14 protein-coding genes and 1 other annotated feature are annotated in these 14,854 nt (G+C 60.0%); of the genes, 11 read left to right on the forward strand and 3 right to left on the reverse strand.

From position 1 onward, the window contains the following. Genes NKI20_RS07555 through NKI20_RS07575 form a run of 5 tightly spaced genes read left to right on the forward strand, consistent with a single transcriptional unit; the run spans window position 1 to window position 4,737 of the window. Window positions 1–1,023 (forward strand): xanthine dehydrogenase family protein molybdopterin-binding subunit, encoded by a 1,023-nt coding sequence (locus NKI20_RS07555; protein ID WP_352829533.1) that lies wholly within the window; start codon window positions 1–3, stop codon window positions 1,021–1,023. Further along, on the forward strand, window positions 1,023–1,907 hold the full coding sequence (locus NKI20_RS07560) for an AAA family ATPase (RefSeq protein ID WP_352829535.1): 885 nt from the start codon (window positions 1,023–1,025) through the stop codon (window positions 1,905–1,907). Before NKI20_RS07555 ends, NKI20_RS07560 begins: the two co-directional genes overlap by 1 nt. After that, window positions 1,904–2,998, forward strand: a complete 1,095-nt coding sequence (locus NKI20_RS07565) for a vWA domain-containing protein (RefSeq protein ID WP_352829537.1) — start codon at window positions 1,904–1,906, stop codon at window positions 2,996–2,998. The genes NKI20_RS07560 and NKI20_RS07565 overlap by 4 nt, the downstream gene beginning before the upstream one ends. Continuing rightward, a complete protein-coding gene (locus NKI20_RS07570; RefSeq protein WP_352829539.1) occupies window positions 2,995–3,870 on the forward strand; it encodes an amidohydrolase family protein in 876 nt (291 codons plus the stop codon). The genes NKI20_RS07565 and NKI20_RS07570 overlap by 4 nt, the downstream gene beginning before the upstream one ends. A gap of 18 nt (window positions 3,871–3,888) precedes the next feature. Continuing rightward, window positions 3,889–4,737 (forward strand): N-acyl homoserine lactonase family protein, encoded by an 849-nt coding sequence (locus NKI20_RS07575; protein WP_352829541.1) that lies wholly within the window; start codon window positions 3,889–3,891, stop codon window positions 4,735–4,737. 215 nt (window positions 4,738–4,952) lie between these two features. Here the strand turns inward: NKI20_RS07575 and NKI20_RS07580 are convergent, their stop codons facing one another. Next, on the reverse strand, window positions 4,953–5,828 hold the full coding sequence (locus NKI20_RS07580) for a LysR family transcriptional regulator (RefSeq protein ID WP_352829542.1): 876 nt from the start codon (window positions 5,826–5,828) through the stop codon (window positions 4,953–4,955). A gap of 144 nt (window positions 5,829–5,972) precedes the next feature. On the opposite strand from NKI20_RS07580, the gene NKI20_RS07585 reads away from it, so the two are divergent. The 4 genes from NKI20_RS07585 (at window position 5,973) to NKI20_RS07600 (ending at window position 10,331) form a co-directional block, all read left to right on the forward strand. Beyond that, complete coding sequence (locus tag NKI20_RS07585) at window positions 5,973–6,545, forward strand: isochorismatase family protein (RefSeq protein ID WP_023725028.1); 573 nt, start codon at window positions 5,973–5,975, stop codon at window positions 6,543–6,545. A 106-nt stretch (window positions 6,546–6,651) separates the two neighbouring features. Beyond that, window positions 6,652–7,707, forward strand: coding sequence for an alkene reductase (locus NKI20_RS07590; protein WP_352829544.1), 1,056 nt, complete (start codon window positions 6,652–6,654; stop codon window positions 7,705–7,707). 54 nt (window positions 7,708–7,761) lie between these two features. After that, window positions 7,762–8,517 (forward strand): pirin family protein, encoded by a 756-nt coding sequence (locus tag NKI20_RS07595; RefSeq protein WP_352829546.1) that lies wholly within the window; start codon window positions 7,762–7,764, stop codon window positions 8,515–8,517. 224 nt (window positions 8,518–8,741) lie between these two features. Further along, entirely contained in the window at window positions 8,742–10,331 is a 1,590-nt protein-coding gene (locus NKI20_RS07600; RefSeq protein WP_352829548.1) for an MFS transporter, read from the forward strand. A gap of 163 nt (window positions 10,332–10,494) precedes the next feature. On the opposite strand, the gene NKI20_RS07605 is transcribed toward NKI20_RS07600, so the two are convergent. After that, window positions 10,495–11,726, reverse strand: a protein-coding gene (locus NKI20_RS07605) for an IS3 family transposase (RefSeq protein WP_352829550.1) whose coding sequence is annotated in 2 segments (ribosomal slippage) — window positions 10,495–11,435 and window positions 11,435–11,726 — 1,233 coding nt in all. Because the reading frame shifts where the segments join, the coding sequence is not laid out codon by codon here. Further along, window positions 11,326–11,442: a sequence feature (AL1L pseudoknot), on the reverse strand. (Overlaps the previous gene by 117 nt.) Between NKI20_RS07605 and NKI20_RS07610 the strand changes: the two genes are divergently transcribed. Beyond that, a complete protein-coding gene (locus tag NKI20_RS07610; protein ID WP_352829552.1) occupies window positions 11,707–12,732 on the forward strand; it encodes an HlyD family secretion protein in 1,026 nt (341 codons plus the stop codon). The genes NKI20_RS07605 and NKI20_RS07610 overlap by 20 nt on opposite strands. A gap of 196 nt (window positions 12,733–12,928) precedes the next feature. On the opposite strand, the gene NKI20_RS07615 is transcribed toward NKI20_RS07610, so the two are convergent. Further along, the gene (locus NKI20_RS07615) at window positions 12,929–13,693 is read right to left on the reverse strand and encodes an SDR family NAD(P)-dependent oxidoreductase (protein WP_023725023.1); all 765 of its coding nucleotides are present in this window, start codon (window positions 13,691–13,693) and stop codon (window positions 12,929–12,931) included. Window positions 13,694–14,028: 335 nt separating this feature from the next. Here NKI20_RS07615 and NKI20_RS33690 point away from each other — a divergent pair, with 335 nt between their 5' ends. Further along, window positions 14,029–14,658, forward strand: a complete 630-nt coding sequence (locus NKI20_RS33690; RefSeq protein WP_502898048.1) for a hypothetical protein — start codon at window positions 14,029–14,031, stop codon at window positions 14,656–14,658. The last annotated feature ends 196 nt before the right edge of the window (window positions 14,659–14,854 follow it).

Below are 14,854 nucleotides of genomic sequence, written 5' to 3' on the forward strand. Positions count from 1 at the left end.
ATGTCGATCCACAAGGGCCGCGGTTTTGCTTGCATCAACTACCCGATCGGCATGAACCTCGGCGGCGACCCGTCGCAGGCGCTGGTCCATTCCAATCCCGACGGCAAATTCATGGTCACGCTGTCCGCGATCGATCTCGGTCAGGGCATGAAGTCTGTCGTTCGTCAGATCGCGGCCGAGGCGCTGGGCGTGCCGATCGCCGACGTACAGGTCGACACGGCGGACAGCGACACCGGCCCTCACGACATGGGATCATTCGCTTCCCGCGGTACGCATCGCGTGGGCAATGCAGTCATCAGAGCTTCCGCCGAAGCACGCAAGCAGATGTTGGAAGCGGCTGCGGAAGAATTGGAAGTCGCCGCCGCCGACCTCGACACGGACGGCAAGGGCAACATCATTGTGAAGGGGTCGCCCTCCCGGTCCATCACCATATCGCAGACCGCTATCGCTGCCCAGTTCAAGCAGGGGCGCACCTTGTCCGGGCGCGGCATTTTCTTGATCCCGCCATCTCCGGTCGATCCCGACACCGGCGAGATGACGCCCGTCACGACGTTTGCTCATGCCGCTCTGGTCGTCGACCTGGAGGTGGACGATGAGACCGGCGAAGTCGTGGTAACCGAGATTAATTCCGCCTACGAGCTCGGCCGCGCTCTAAACGAGAAGCTGGTCGAGCAGCAACTTATCGGCGGTGCCTGGATGGGTGTTGCCCACGCACTCTACGAGACCACGGAGCCTTATTACCCTCAGCGCACTCACTTGCCGCTGGATTTCAACACCTACCTGATGCCAGGCCCAGCTGAAGTCGTGCCACATCATATCGCGGTGCTCGAGCGTCCTGCCGAGGATGCGCCCTTCGGCGGCAAGGGCCCCGGCGAAATGTGCGCGAACCCCGTGCTGCCCGCAGTCGCGAATGCCATCTACGATGCTGTGGGCGTGCGCTGCGATGCACTGCCGTTTACGCCAGAGAAGATACTTCGTGGCCTGCGCGCCAATGGCGGCGCTAAAAAGCGGGCTGCGTACTAATGGCGATCAGGGCATCGACCTCGGGCATTTCATCGCCCATCGAGCTCCGCGAGGCGCTTGTCGGCGCTCAATACCTGGCCGGCGATGACCTGGCTACGGCTGCTTATCTCGCGCTGGCGCTCGGCAAACCCCTCCTGCTGGAAGGCGCTCCGGGCGTCGGCAAGACGGAAGCCGCCAAGGCGCTTGCGGGGGTGTTGGGCCGTCGCCTCGTCAGGATGCAGTGTTACGAAGGGATCGACGCCTCCGCTGCGCTCTACGACTGGAACTATCCACGCCAGATGCTCGCGATCCGCCAGTCCACCGAGGCCGGCCTCAATCTGTTTTCCGAAGAGTTTTTGTTGGTTCGGCCGCTCTTGGATGCTCTGCGTTCACCACGAACAACGCTGTTGCTGGTCGACGAAATTGACCGCGCAGACGCCGAATTCGAGGCCTTTCTGCTTGAGTTTCTATCCGACTTTTCAATCTCCATACCGGAGACCGGGACAGTACGCGCGGACGAACCTCCGGTTGTGGTGCTGACTTCCAACCGCACGCGGGATCTGCATGAGGCTTTGCGGCGACGCTGCGTCTACCATTGGATTTCCTATCCGGACGCATCCCTCGAAACGGAGATCGTGATGGCCCGGGCCTCATCGGTTGCGCGAGCGACGGCAGAGGCGGTGGTTGCTTCGGTCGGGCTCATGCGGCAGGAGCCCCTCGCCAAACCTCCAGGAGTAGCGGAAACGGTCGAGTGGGCGGAGGCTGCTACCCTGCTCAACGCACAAGGCGCTCGCTGGCCGGACGCTTTTCGCCGAGCGATCGGTGTCGCCGTCAAGGATCAGGACGACCTCCTGTACGTCGCCCCGATGCTGGACCGGCTTCTGCCTGGGGAGGCCGTGCAATGATAGGCCTCGATCCATTCCTGTCTTTCGCGCCGCTCTTGCGCAGCGCCGGCTTTGCGGTCGCTCCCGATCAGACGATCGGGTTTGTCGCGGCGGTGGGTGCGCTTGGCCCGCAAGGACCAGAGGATATCCGGCGCGCGGGCCTGTCGTTGTTTGCGATACCGCACGAGCGCATTGCCGATTACGACGCGCTCTTCAGGGCTCATTTCCTGGGCCACACGCTGCCGGGAGGGGATCTTGTCGATGACGACGATACCGGCGTCGAAGCGCATGAGCCCTTGGGTATCCAAGCCGATGTGAGCCACGAGCAAGAAGGTGAGCCTTCGGGGGAGGCCGCCAGCTTCGAGGAGCAACTGGGCGTGGCGACGCTTGGCCAAGGGAAGGACGAGGGCGGTCTGCAAGGATTTGACCAATTTCTGCGGCGGCGCCTTCCCATGCGGCGAACATTTCGGCGCACCCCGGATAGGCGGGGTGATGACATCGACCTTCGGCGGACGCTTAAGGGAGCGATGCGGCATGGCGGTGAAACCATCAAGCTGCACCGCACGCTCCGCCGCGTTCGGCCGCGTCGCCTGCTGCTCCTCATAGATGTCTCGGGTTCCATGGCGGGCTACTCCGAGCCGGCCCTGAAGATCGCCCATCGCGTTGTTCAAGTGGCCGAGCGTGTCGAGGTGTTCACGCTTGGCACGCGGCTCACGCGTGTCACTGCGGCGCTGTCACCTCAAGAGCAGGCGGTTGCTCTTTCCAGAGCATCACAGGCCGTGGCGGATTTCGAGGGAGGCACCCGGCTCGGCGAGGCGCTTGGAATATTCCTGGCCGTGCCGCGCTACGCCGCTTTGGCGCGCGGCGCTGCCGTGGTTGTCGTTTCCGACGGCCTTGAACGTGGTGACCCGGCCGAACTCGCCAAAATGGTGCACAGTCTAACGAGGCTTTGCTGGCGGACGCTGTGGATTTCTCCCCTCGCCGCCGAACCCGGCTACCGGCCAGAAACACAAGCCATGCGTGCCATCGCCCCAATGGTCGACAGACTTGAAGGAGCCGCCGACCTGCGTGGCATGTGCCAGGCCATTCTTGGGTTGTCGAGGCTCGCATGATCGACGCGCACCACCACATTTGGCGGCAAACCGATCTGCCTTGGCTCTTGGGTGTGGAGCGTCCGCGCATTTTCGGCGAATACGCGGCTATTCGGCGCGACTACCTCGTGGAGGAATTCCTGTCGGAAATTGACAGCACGGGAATCAACAAGTCGGTCTACATCCAGGCGAACTGGGCACCCAATTGGGCAGCGGACGAGGCGGCATGGGTGCAGGCTACCGCGGACCGGACCGGCTGGCCGCACGCAATTGTTGCTTTTGCCGATGTGACGGTTGCGGACGTGCGTCCTGCCCTCGACAAACTCGCCCGCGTCTCGCTCGTGCGGGGCATCAGACACCAGCTGCATTGGCACGAGAATCCGCTCTACCGCTTTGCGTCCCGTCCGGACCTCTGCACGGATCCGAAAGTGATGAGCAACATTGCCCGCCTGGCCGACTATGGCTTCAGCTTCGACCTGCAGGTTTTCGCCAGCCAGATGGAAGGCGCTGCAGGGCTAGCGAGGGGCTGCCCGGATGTCACTTTTGTGCTCCAGCACGCTGGAATGCTGGAAGACACCAGCCCCGAGGGTCGAGCCGCCTGGAAAGAAGGCATGAAGCTGCTCGCTTCATGCCCGAATATCGCAACCAAGCTCTCCGCCTTCGGCACGTTCATTCATCGGAACGATCCTGCCTTCATCGCTGACATGGTCGCGACAACTGTGCGTCTGTTTGGCGCCAATCGCTGCATGTTCGGCTCAAACTTCCCGATCGAACGCCTCTGGACGACCTATGGCGAGCTGCTTTCCGCTTTTCTGGAAGCCGCTTCCGGACTGTCCAAAAAGGCCAGATCGGCAATTTTCAACGATACCGCAGCTCGCCTCTATCGGCTTTGACTAAACAGGGAGACAGCAATGGCACTCACGATCCACGTTCTGGACTATGGTGATATCGAACTCGAAACGAGCTTTCTCGTGCTTGGCCACGAATGCGGGCGGGTGCGCCGCGTGCCGGTCTATGGCTTCCTCATTCTTGGGGGCACCTATCCGGTCGTCGTCGACACCGGTTACCGCGACAACGCCATCATGGAATCGCTTGGCATGCGCGGCCTCCAATTCCATGACAACATGATCGAGAACCAGCTAGCCAAGCATGGCGTGAAAATGGGCGACGTGCGGTACGTCTGCCATACCCACCTCCACATCGACCATGCCGGCAAGGATGACCTTTTTCCGATGAACACGACCGTCGTGGTCAATCGCCGCGAGATGGAATTCTCCGTATCGGGCATCATGTTTCCGCAATACCCGAAGCCCGATATCAAACACCTAGTCGACCGCCTCTATGAACCCGAGGCGCTCCGTTTCCTTGACCTCGACATTACCGGAGCTGAGGAGATCATCCCGGGCGTCTGGTGCGAACGTGCGGGCGCCCACACCGAGGGCTCGATGAATGTGATCGTTGAAACCGCCGACGGCCTCGCCTGTCTGTGCGGCGACGTCATTTACGACTTCAACGATCAGATCGTGAACCACGTCTACACCAACAACCATATGGAGCCCCGAACAACGGGCAATCACTCGAACACCAAGCGCGAGGAAAAAGGCGCGATAAAGAAGCTGCTCAACAACTATCGATACTTGCTGCCGGTTCACGATCGCCCGGCAAAAATCGAACACCAGCGGGTGGTGGGCCGGCTTGGCATGACTGTACCAGGGCCGTTGACCGAGACGGTGCCGAACCGCCCCTGGTTTCCGGCTTAGGGCAATGGCACACGAGGCGCTCGATCCGCGCTTCACAGCGATCGTTGATGAACACACGCCGGTACGCCTGCTAGCGACTGGGCTGACGTTCGCCGAAGGTCCGCTCTGGCACGCCGGCCCGCCCCAGTGCAGGTTGGCTGGCAGATCCGCGCGGTGAGCGCGCCAGCGTAAGCCATACAACGTGATGAAGCTCCGCCATCAGGGAGTCATCCAGCTCACCGCCATTGCTCTCTCAGAAAATCAACAAAACGCTGCGTCTTCGCCGGCAGTAGTCTGGTTTCAGTAATGGCATTGATGGCGATAGCTGTGGCCTGCCAGTCGGGCAGGATTCGCTGCAGGGCTCCGTTGGCGACATCGGCGGCGGCAACGCGTTCGGCAAGTACCGCTACGCCCATTCCAAGCGTGCAGAGACGCTGGATCATGCCAACGTTGTTCATCATAAATCGGCCGCCCACTTTGGCGTCGATAGTATCGACGCCCCGATGCAGCTTCCATGTATCGGCTTCGCCAGTGTGCAGTCGTAGACATTGATGCTGTTTCAATTGGTCTGGATGACTGGGCTCGCCGGCATGTTCAAGATAAGCCGGCGCGGCGTAAAGCATGCGCGGCAAGCGAAACAGAAGGCGCGAGATGAGATTGGAGTCAGGAGATTCACCCATCCGGATCGCCACATCAACGGGCTCGCCCACCAGGTCCACCCGGCGAGGGGAAAGGTCGAAGTCGAAGGTGATGCCCGGATAGCGACGAGCAAAATCAGCTATCAGGGGCGCGAGAAAGATCTGGCCGAAATCGACAGGCAGAGTGACCCGCAGGAGGCCTGTAGGCTGCGCTAGCATCTGGCCGAGTTGCTCGTGGGCAAGCCTGGCCTCCTGCACGATGCGCTTGCAGCGTTCGTAGTAGATTTCTCCTGCCTCTGTCAGCTCGATCTTGCGTGTTGTCCGGTGCAAAAGACGCAAACCGATAGCGTTTTCCAAGCGAGAGATGCGTCGGGAAAGTGTCGAGTTAGGCATTCCCAAGATTTCCGCGGCACCCCTAAAGCTCCTTGCCTTAGCGACCTCCACGAACAATGCCATGTCGTCCAAAGATCTCATCGATTGCTCCAATAATGGCATATTCCATTCCGCCAGACCCTATTTATCTCGAAAATGATATCGATGACAATGCGCTCATCAGCGATCGAACGCCCCACGGTGAATGTTGCTGGAGTTTGGAAAACCAAGTCACGGAGAAGCGCAATGACCTACGAGAGACTGAAAGCAGAAGACGCCGCGATGCTGCTGATCGACCACCAGGTTGGCACCATGGGATGGGTTGGCTCCACGACCTTCGAGGAAATGAAGAAGAACGCGATCATACTCGCGAAGGCAGCTAAGATTCTGAACATCCCGACAGTATTGACCTCCAGCATGGAGGACGCTCCTCAAGGACCGCTGCTAAGCGAACTCGAAGACATCCTGCCAGCAGAATTCTCTGCCCGCATCAAGCGGGCTGGCGTCGTCAATGCGATGGATGACGACGCGTTTGCGGCGGCCGTGACGGCGACCGGCCGCAAGAAGCTGATCTTGGCAGGAGTTACCAACGACGTGTGCACGGTCTATCCGGCGCTGACGCTCGTTGGTCGCGGCTATGAAGTGCAGGTTGTCGCCGACGCCGGTGGTTCGCCCACCAAAATCGCCGATGATATTGCCTTGCGTCGTATGGAGCGCGCTGGCGCGACATTGACGAGCACCAATCAGCTCATCGCCGAGTTGGCCGGTAGCTGGAGCACAGCCGAGGGTGGGCAGCTCGTTCATGCTCTGATGGGCTGAGACCCACTCTTAATACCATAGCGAAGCGTCCTTCGGCGCCCTCCCTCCCGATGCTGTTTTCACGGCAGCATCGGAAGTCCTCCATCGAGCATCTTGAGGTAACAACATGACGGACATCTGGCAGTCTATTAAACTGGGTCGAACTGAATTGGCCAACCGCTTCGCAATGGCGCCGATGACCCGCAGCCGTGCCAAACCCGACGGCACACCCGGCGATCTCGCGGCTGAATACTATGCCCAGCGTGCCGCTGTTGGTCTGGCGATTAGCGAAGGCACGCAGCCGTCGGATGACGGGCAAGGCTATCTGTCCACGCCTGGCATCTACACCGATGCACATGTTGCCGGATGGCGTGCGGTCACGTCCGCTGTGCACGCCAAAGGCGGTCGCCTGTTCATCCAGTTGATGCATGTCGGCCGGGTCTCGCACCCGGACAACACACCCCATCACCGCCAGCCTGTGGCCCCTTCGGCGATTTCGCCCGGTTCTCAGATGTTCACGATGAAGGGGATACTCGACATCCCGGAGCCACGCGCCCTGAGCATTGAGGAGATTCGTCAAACCATCGGGGATTTCAGGTTGGCCGCGCGCCGCGCCATCGAGGCCGGAGCGGACGGTGTGGAAATTCATGGTGCCAACGGCTATCTCGTCCACCAGTTCATCGCCCCAAGCGCGAACGTCAGGATGGACGAATACGGTGGGTCAATCGAGAACCGAGCCCGCTTCGCAATCGAGATAGCAAGGGCCGTCGCGCAAGACATCGGGTCAGAGCGTACAGCTATTCGGCTGTCGCCGGGCGTTCCCATGAACGGAATCGATGAGGGTGCCGATGGTCCGGATCTATACCGCTATCTGATCGAAGAGTTGGACCAGCTGAATCTTGCCTACCTGCACCTCTTGCATGTGGGTAACGAGCCTCTTCTCCGAGACATCCGCAAGCTGTTTAAGCGAGTGCTGGTTGTCAACCGACCAGGCCGGCCGCGCGAGCAGATAGGTTCAGACGTCAAGTCGGGTCTTGCAGACATGGAAGCCTATGGTCAGGCTATTCTTGCAAACCCCGACTTCCTGAAACGTGTCAAGAAGAACGCTCCTCTGAACGACGGTGACCGCAACACCTTCTATGCCGGCGGCGCTACTGGCTACGTCGACTACCCGACTCTTTGACCATACCTCGCGTTGGCGGGCAGCGCTCCCGACGTTTGAAGAAAGGACATCGCCATGAACCAGCCTGTCAAACTCGAGCGTTCGATGAAGCGCAAACACGGCTCTGGCGGCTTCGGCATCGAGATTCTCTGGCCGGGCCTCGCGCGCAGGGACCAAGGCGACAGCGGCATTGGCGCAATCGGTCGGATCGATCATGCGAGGGTCCTGCCGGGGACAGTGGTATCCATGCACCCGCACAAGGACGACGAAATCCTTACCTACCTGCGTAGCGGCAGGGTACTCCACCTGGATACGGAGGGCCATTCAGAGCCGGTCTTCAATACCCGCCTCATGCTGATGAGCGCCGGGCACACCTTCCAGCACGAAGAGCAGGTCCAGGTCGACGGCGGTGTTCTGGAAGGACTGCAGATCTTTGTCCGCCCGAGCGAAAGCGATCTTGATCCTATTGTGCAGTTTCACGACTTAGCCTCCCCATATAGCGAAAATGCCTGGCGGCTCATCGCGGGTCCATCCGATGCCCCCCTCACGTTTCGTGCACCGGCCTGGGTGCACGATAACCGCATCAGCGCAGGTCAGGTAACGGGGCTGCCACCAGCGCCCGCAGGTGAGATCAGCAGGCTGATTTATGTTTTCCTGGGTCAGGTCTCTGTCGGTGACGTCACTTTGAAAACAGGCGAGAGCCTGCTCATTGATGGAAGCGAGCGCGAAATAGTCGCCCAGCAGCAAAGCGACCTGGTTTTGTTCACCACGGATCGCGCGGCACCTACATTTAAGGGAGGAATGTTCAGCGGGAACGCATTGGCGGCGTGACAGCCCTCATTCTGCCCGAGCCTCATCAATGTCTCGCAGTCGAGGAACTCGATGAATAATCCGTCCCAAAGCCGTCGGCCCATCGTCTCGCTCCCAACCCTGCAATGCGGTCGCGCGAATAGACCAAGTGCGGCGCGGTCGGCGGCAGGAGATACGAATGGATTTATTCGGAGCTTGCTTCTGTGCAAACGAACGCAGCCCGCCTCCTCGAAAAGAGCGATGCCATGAGCGAGCTTGGCACGCCTCAAACCGGTTCACCGCCATCGGGCGCGGCGCCTCAACCGCTATTCAGCACGCGTCTGGCGCTTGGCCTCATGGGGATTTTGCTGGCTGCGATGACGGCCGGTCTTATCGGTCGGGTGCCTGGTCTGGTTCTGTCCGATATCCAGGGAGCTCTTGGGGTCGGACGGGATGACGGATCGTGGCTCACTACAGCCTATTCCGCTGGTGAACTGGCTGCCATGCCGTTTGCAAGCTGGTTCGCGATTACGTTTTCCATGCGGCGGTTCCATCTGACGACGCTGGCTTGTGCGCTGGCGATATCCGCGATCATACCCACCATTGAAGATCTAGATCTGTTGTTGGGATTACGCGCATTTCAAGGGATGGTCGCAGGAGCGATGATACCTGTGCTGATGATGGCCGCGTTGCGCTTTCTGCCGCCGCCACTTAGGCTTTACGGGCTGGCGCTATTTGCGCTGACAGCGACATGCTCACCCAATGTCGCCCTATGGATTGCTGCCTTATGTGTTGATCGTCTTGAAGACTGGAGATGGGTCTACTGGCATGTGATCCCTCCGGGTCTTTTGGCAGCTGGACTTGTTGCCTGGGGCATTCCCGAAATGCCGCTTGAGTTACCACGACTGAGGCAAGGAAACTGGCTAGGCATGGCTCTGGGAATGCCCGGCCTTGCCCTGGTCGTCGTTGGCGTGGATCAGGGCGTGCGTCTGGAGTGGCTACACTCGCCTTTGATCACTGCTGCTCTTGGGGTCGGCACCGTTTTCACTGCGCTGTTTCTGGTCAGTGAGTGGCGGCACCCGGCTCCCTTTATACGCCTCCAACTGCTCGAGCGTCGAAACATATGGTTGAGCTTTCTGATCTTTTTGTTCCTGCTAATGACGCTTTCTACCAGTGTGACTTTCCCGGCGAATGTACTGGCTAACCTTCAGGGGTTCCGCATCGGGCAGAGCGCTTCAATTGGCCTGATCGTCGGGTTGCCGCAACTGGTGCTCGGGCCATGCGTTGCACTGCTGCTCTATCGCAAATGGGTCGACGCGCGTTATGTATTCGCCTCTGGATTGGCCTGTATCTCGGTTGCCTGTTGGCAGGCCTCAGGCATCACTGACGAATGGATGGTGCAGCAGTTCATCACGGCTGAGGTCCTGCAAGCCGTTGGTCAGCCCATGGCGGTAATCTCGCTGTTGTTCCTGGCAACGAGCGTGGTTCAGCCTAGGGAAGGCCCCTTCGTCGCGGGGCTTGTCAATATCCTGCGCGTCTTCAGCACCACGCTTGGTGGTGCATTGATCGGCCAGGTGACAGCAGTGCGCAGCCAATTCCACTCAGAAATGCTGCTCGACCATGCAGGTCATCAAATGGCAAGGCTGCCATCGTCAGACGCGTTGTTTAGTACGTTGGGGGATGTGGTGACGCAGCAGGCCAGCGTTCTGGCGACAGCGGATGTCTACCGGATATTCGGCATACTGGCCTTGGTTCTGATCCCGCTGGTCCTGTGCCTTCGATACATTCCTCCCCCGATAGTGGGCGGTACCTCCCAGACTGCGCCGCCGCTCCTAGCGACGGGCGTATCCTCGTGATCCTTACTTTGAAAAGCGCACCCATGAACACCAGCAATCGCTTTCGCACCGCTGTCGGCCTTATTGTCGTCGCCACCTTGGCCGGAGCGTACTTCATTCTCAATCGACCTGAAGCCAGCGCGTCTGAACCGCCCCTGGTTTTCCGGAGGCCGTTTCGTTTGAGTCACGCGGCTATGGCTGGTTCATCCAACATGGCGTAGTAGCGTTCCTCGGCTTCGGCCGGCGGGATGTTGCCGATGGGCTCCAGCAGCCGGCGATTGTTGAACCAGTCGACCCATTCGAGCGTGGCGAACTCGACGGCCTCGAATGAGCGCCAGGGTCCGCGTCGATGGATCACCTCGGCCTTGTAAAGACCGTTGATCGTTTCGGCGAGAGCATTGTCGTAAGAGTCGCCGACACTGCCCACCGAAGGTTCGACGCCGGCGTCCGCCAGGCGCTCGGTGTATCTGATAGAGACGTATTGGCTGCCTCTATCGCTGTGATGGATGAGCCCGCCTCCCTGCACGGGCCGCCGATCATGGAGAGCCTGTTCCAGAGCGTCCAGAACGAAGCTGGCATGCGCCGTCCGGCTCACCCGCCAGCCGACGATCCTTCGCGCATAGGTGTCGATGACAAAGGCGACATAGACGAAGCCCGTCCAGGTCGCGACGTAGGTGAAGTCGGAGACCCACAGCATGTTCGGCGCCGGGGCATGGAACTGGCGATTGACGTGATCGAGAGGGCATGGTGCCGCCTTGTCGCTCACCGTGGTGCGGATCGGCTTGCCGCGGATGATGCCTTCGAGGCCCATGGCCCTCATCAGGCGGGCAACCGTGCAGCGGGCGACATCGAAGCCCTCGCGTTGCAACTGCCGCCAGATCTTGCGAACGCCGTAGACGCGGAAGTTAGCCTCGAACACGCGTCGGACCTCATCCTTCAAAGCCTCATCCCGCTTCACCCGAGCCGACAGCCGGGAGGGATCGATGCGCTTGGCGACATGGTCGTGGTAGGTCGACGGGGCGATCGGCAGCACCTTGCAGATCGGCTCGACCCCATGCGCCTGGCGGTGATCGTCGATGAACGCGATCATGGCTTGAACCGGCGGTCGAGCTCCGCCTGGGCAAAATACGCGGAAGCCTTGCGAAGTATCTCGTTGGCCTGGCGAAGCTCGCGGTTCTCGCGTTCCAAAGCCTTGAGTTTCGTCGCCACATCCGTAGGCACACCGGCTCGCACGCCACTGTCGCGCTCGGCCTTCTTCACCCACTCATGCAGCGTCTGCGCCGTGCAGCCGATCTTGGCGGCGATCGACGAGACCGCCGCCCACCGCGAGGCATGCTCGCCTTCGTGATCCAGAACCAGCCGCACCGCACGGGCTCGGACCTCGGGAGAGAACTTGTTGGTCGTCTTGCTTGTCATGGCTCCACCTTCTCAGGAGTTGGAGCCTCCGATCAACCCGGGGCGGTTCACGTCCGAGCAAAGCACGGACGATGCATATGTTCAGGCCGACTTCACCATAGTCGTCCCGCAAGTCACGGGCCTCATCACGGAGGTGGCGATCACTGACCATCAACGGGTGCAGGCCGGCGCTCCCCTTGTCAATATTGATGAACGCAATCTACGTATTTCCCTCAACGAAGCGCAGGCAGATATTGCCGGAGCCGAGGCGAATGTCGATAGCCTAAAGGCTCAGATCGCGCGCCAGCAAAGCACTATTGAGCAAGCTCGGTCGGCTGTTGCTGCCTCAGAGGCTAATCTTAGATTTGCGGAGGCTGATGGCAACCGTGCCATTAGCCTCGCCCGCGCAGGGACAGGGTCCGTCCGGTCCAGGGAAGAGGCTCAGGCCCAGTGGGATATCCAGCGAGCCGCCTTTGATAGAGATGTCGCCGGTCTGCATTCATCGGAACAACAAACCGGCATTCTGAATGCCGACCTGGAAAAGGCGTTAGCCGATTTGTTGGCGGCTCAGGCGGCGAAAGCGACTGCAGAGCTGAATTTGTCATATGCGCGGGTGACAGCGCCTGTCTCCGGTGTGGTGGCCCAGCTCGAGGCTCGTGTCGGTGGATATGCTCGCGTGGGCGAGGCATTGCTAACGCTGGTTCCTCTGGATGCGATTTATGTGGAAGCCAACTTTCGCGAGACGCAATTAAGCCGCATGCAAGTCGGTCAGCCAGTCCTCTTGAGCGTTGATGCACTTCCGGGCGTAAGGCTTAAGGGACGGGTTGAAAGCCTTGGACCTGCCAGCGGGGTCAGTTTCTCGGCGGTGGCGCCTCACAATGCGACGGGAAACTTTACAAAAATCATACAACGGTTGCCAGTACGCATAAAGCTGGATGACGATCAGGAAGATGTTCAGCGGCTCCGTGTAGGGATGTCGGTCCGTCCGACCATAAATGTCAGCGTCAACTCTGGTGGCGCCAGCTAAGATCGACATAACTATCTCGGCGATGGTGTCGTAAGCGCCAACGTCAACAGCACGTTCAAGAAACTCAAGGAGTGGATAGAGGAGCCGACGGGATCTGCGGTGGGTTGTTAAGGCACAACTGCGTCCGCAGCCTTCACCCGCATACCTGCCATGCCCTCAAAACCCAAAGAGCTCGCGGAGGGGGCAGCTTGCCGGCCTAGACAGCCAGGTACCCGCCATCGATCGGAATCGAGGCTCCGGTTACGAAACTGGAGGCGTCCGATAGCAGCCAGAGCACGCCGGCGGCGATTTCCCCCGGTTGCGCGAAGCGACCCATTGGATGGCGTTCGCGCATCGCTTCAAATTGAGAGGTGAATGCCGGTTCGGTCGACAGTCGCATGATCATCGGGGTCTCGACGATGCCGGGCAGTACGGCGTTGACGCGAATGCCCTTCTTGGCATAGTCGATCGCCGCAGCCTTAGTCAGCCCGATCACGCCGTGCTTGGCGGCGATATAGTCGCAGGCCGCCTCGGCCGCGACGACGCCAAGGCCGGAGGCGGTGTTGACGATCGATCCGCCTCCGCTGGCGAGCATAGCGCGGATCTCGTGCTTCATGCACAAGAAGGCGCCGGTGAGGTCCACCGCGATCACCTTGTTCCAGGATGCCAGCGGCAATTCATGCAAGGGCTTGTTGCTTTGCTCGATGCCGGCATTGTTGAATGCGCCGTCGAGCCGTCCATAACGGTCGACAATGCCGTCGATCACATCGGAAACCTGGTGCTCGTCTGTAATGTTGACTGTGATCGGTTCGACCACTCTGCCTTCGGCGGAGATTTTCGCAGCCGCCTCGGTCAAGGCCTGTTCGTTGAGGTCAAGCATCATGACCTTGGCGCCCGCTGCGGCGAAGAGAGCGGAAGCTTTCTGTCCGATGCCTCCCGACGCCCCCGTAACTAGGATGATTTTGTCTTGTAACGCGCTCAAGTCATTCTCCTACCAAGGTGGGGTTAGTCCTCCCCAGGTACAGCAGCAGCCGCGTCTCCCACAGACACGTCACCGACGGGACAAGGCTGAATATGAGCCCACGCGGATTTGGGATAAAGGTGGAAAAATTGAATTCACCGATCCACAATTGCAGCAATGAGCAAAGAACTAACGAACGTTATGGCGATATCCGTCGAAGTCGTGAAAGCCAAGGGCTTCGCGGGCAGCGGATGCTATCGACATCCCCACTCTTCGCTGTCTCGACGGATTAACGCATTAGAGAAGGCGATCGGCCTGCGGCCATCCAGCGCTGTGTCAAGGAGCAGGACCTCGAGTTGGGCAAGCTCGTCGAAGCCCTCAACAGTGAGGACGCCGATGTAAACGGCGCTCATTATCGACCATACCATGAAGGGCTGGATCGGTGCGGACGAGTTCAGCGCTTAGCGGAGTTAGAAAACGGTCCGTTTATCGCGTTTCGCGAGACGCGAAAGCAGGTAATCGACCTCTGCTTTTTGCCGTCGGAAATCGATGAAGCGCTGCGTCTTCGCCGGCAGCAGGCGTGTTTCGGGCAGCCGAGCGATCTGACGTGCAATCAGGCCGGAACTGGGCGACTCCCCCATTCGGATCGCTACATCGATGGGCTTGCTCACCAGATCAACTCGCCGCGGCGTGAGGTCGAATTCGAAGCTGATGGTCCGCTCCACCGAACGACGTACAAGATCGAGCTGGCTGAAGCGGGCGAGATCTACTTCGACGGTTGTAACCGCTCGTCGACGAGGTCTGGCCGGCGACGCATGAGCAGCTCGGCGATATGCTGGCTCAGCCTAGCAGGGTCTTGCTGGCATCGATGCCGGGGCTTCGCCAATGTGTTCCTGGCCCCGCTGATCGCCGAATTCTCCCGCCTCTATCCTATGCAGGATCGGGTCAAATTTGGATTCTCGGTGGATCAATCATTGCGGGCCTGAGCGGGTACATTCTGCTGAGGCTGTTAGATCGATGGGCTCGTTTCAGAGGACCGTTTTGTCATGCCCGTCGGCAATAGTTCCGAAGGCGGGCTAAGCCCCGGATGGAAATATCGAAGGCGCTGTAACAACGTCCCACCACTCCACGTAGACGCTCTTGTTGGTCGCATCGACGGCCGATGCAGATCCTGTCCCGGAC

The organism is Mesorhizobium sp. M0830 (assembly GCF_040319965.1).
GTDB lineage: Bacteria > Pseudomonadota > Alphaproteobacteria > Rhizobiales > Rhizobiaceae > Mesorhizobium.

Coding starts and splice junctions, on each gene's coding strand:
- NKI20_RS07555 (WP_352829533.1), top strand. CDS start 1: ATGTCGATCCACAAGGGCCGCGGTTTTGCTTGCATCAACTACCCGATC.
- NKI20_RS07560 (WP_352829535.1), top strand. CDS start 1,023: ATGGCGATCAGGGCATCGACCTCGGGCATTTCATCGCCCATCGAGCTC.
- NKI20_RS07565 (WP_352829537.1), top strand. CDS start 1,904: ATGATAGGCCTCGATCCATTCCTGTCTTTCGCGCCGCTCTTGCGCAGC.
- NKI20_RS07570 (WP_352829539.1), top strand. CDS start 2,995: ATGATCGACGCGCACCACCACATTTGGCGGCAAACCGATCTGCCTTGG.
- NKI20_RS07575 (WP_352829541.1), top strand. CDS start 3,889: ATGGCACTCACGATCCACGTTCTGGACTATGGTGATATCGAACTCGAA.
- NKI20_RS07580 (WP_352829542.1), bottom strand. CDS start 5,828: ATGAGATCTTTGGACGACATGGCATTGTTCGTGGAGGTCGCTAAGGCA.
- NKI20_RS07585 (WP_023725028.1), top strand. CDS start 5,973: ATGACCTACGAGAGACTGAAAGCAGAAGACGCCGCGATGCTGCTGATC.
- NKI20_RS07590 (WP_352829544.1), top strand. CDS start 6,652: ATGACGGACATCTGGCAGTCTATTAAACTGGGTCGAACTGAATTGGCC.
- NKI20_RS07595 (WP_352829546.1), top strand. CDS start 7,762: ATGAACCAGCCTGTCAAACTCGAGCGTTCGATGAAGCGCAAACACGGC.
- NKI20_RS07600 (WP_352829548.1), top strand. CDS start 8,742: ATGAGCGAGCTTGGCACGCCTCAAACCGGTTCACCGCCATCGGGCGCG.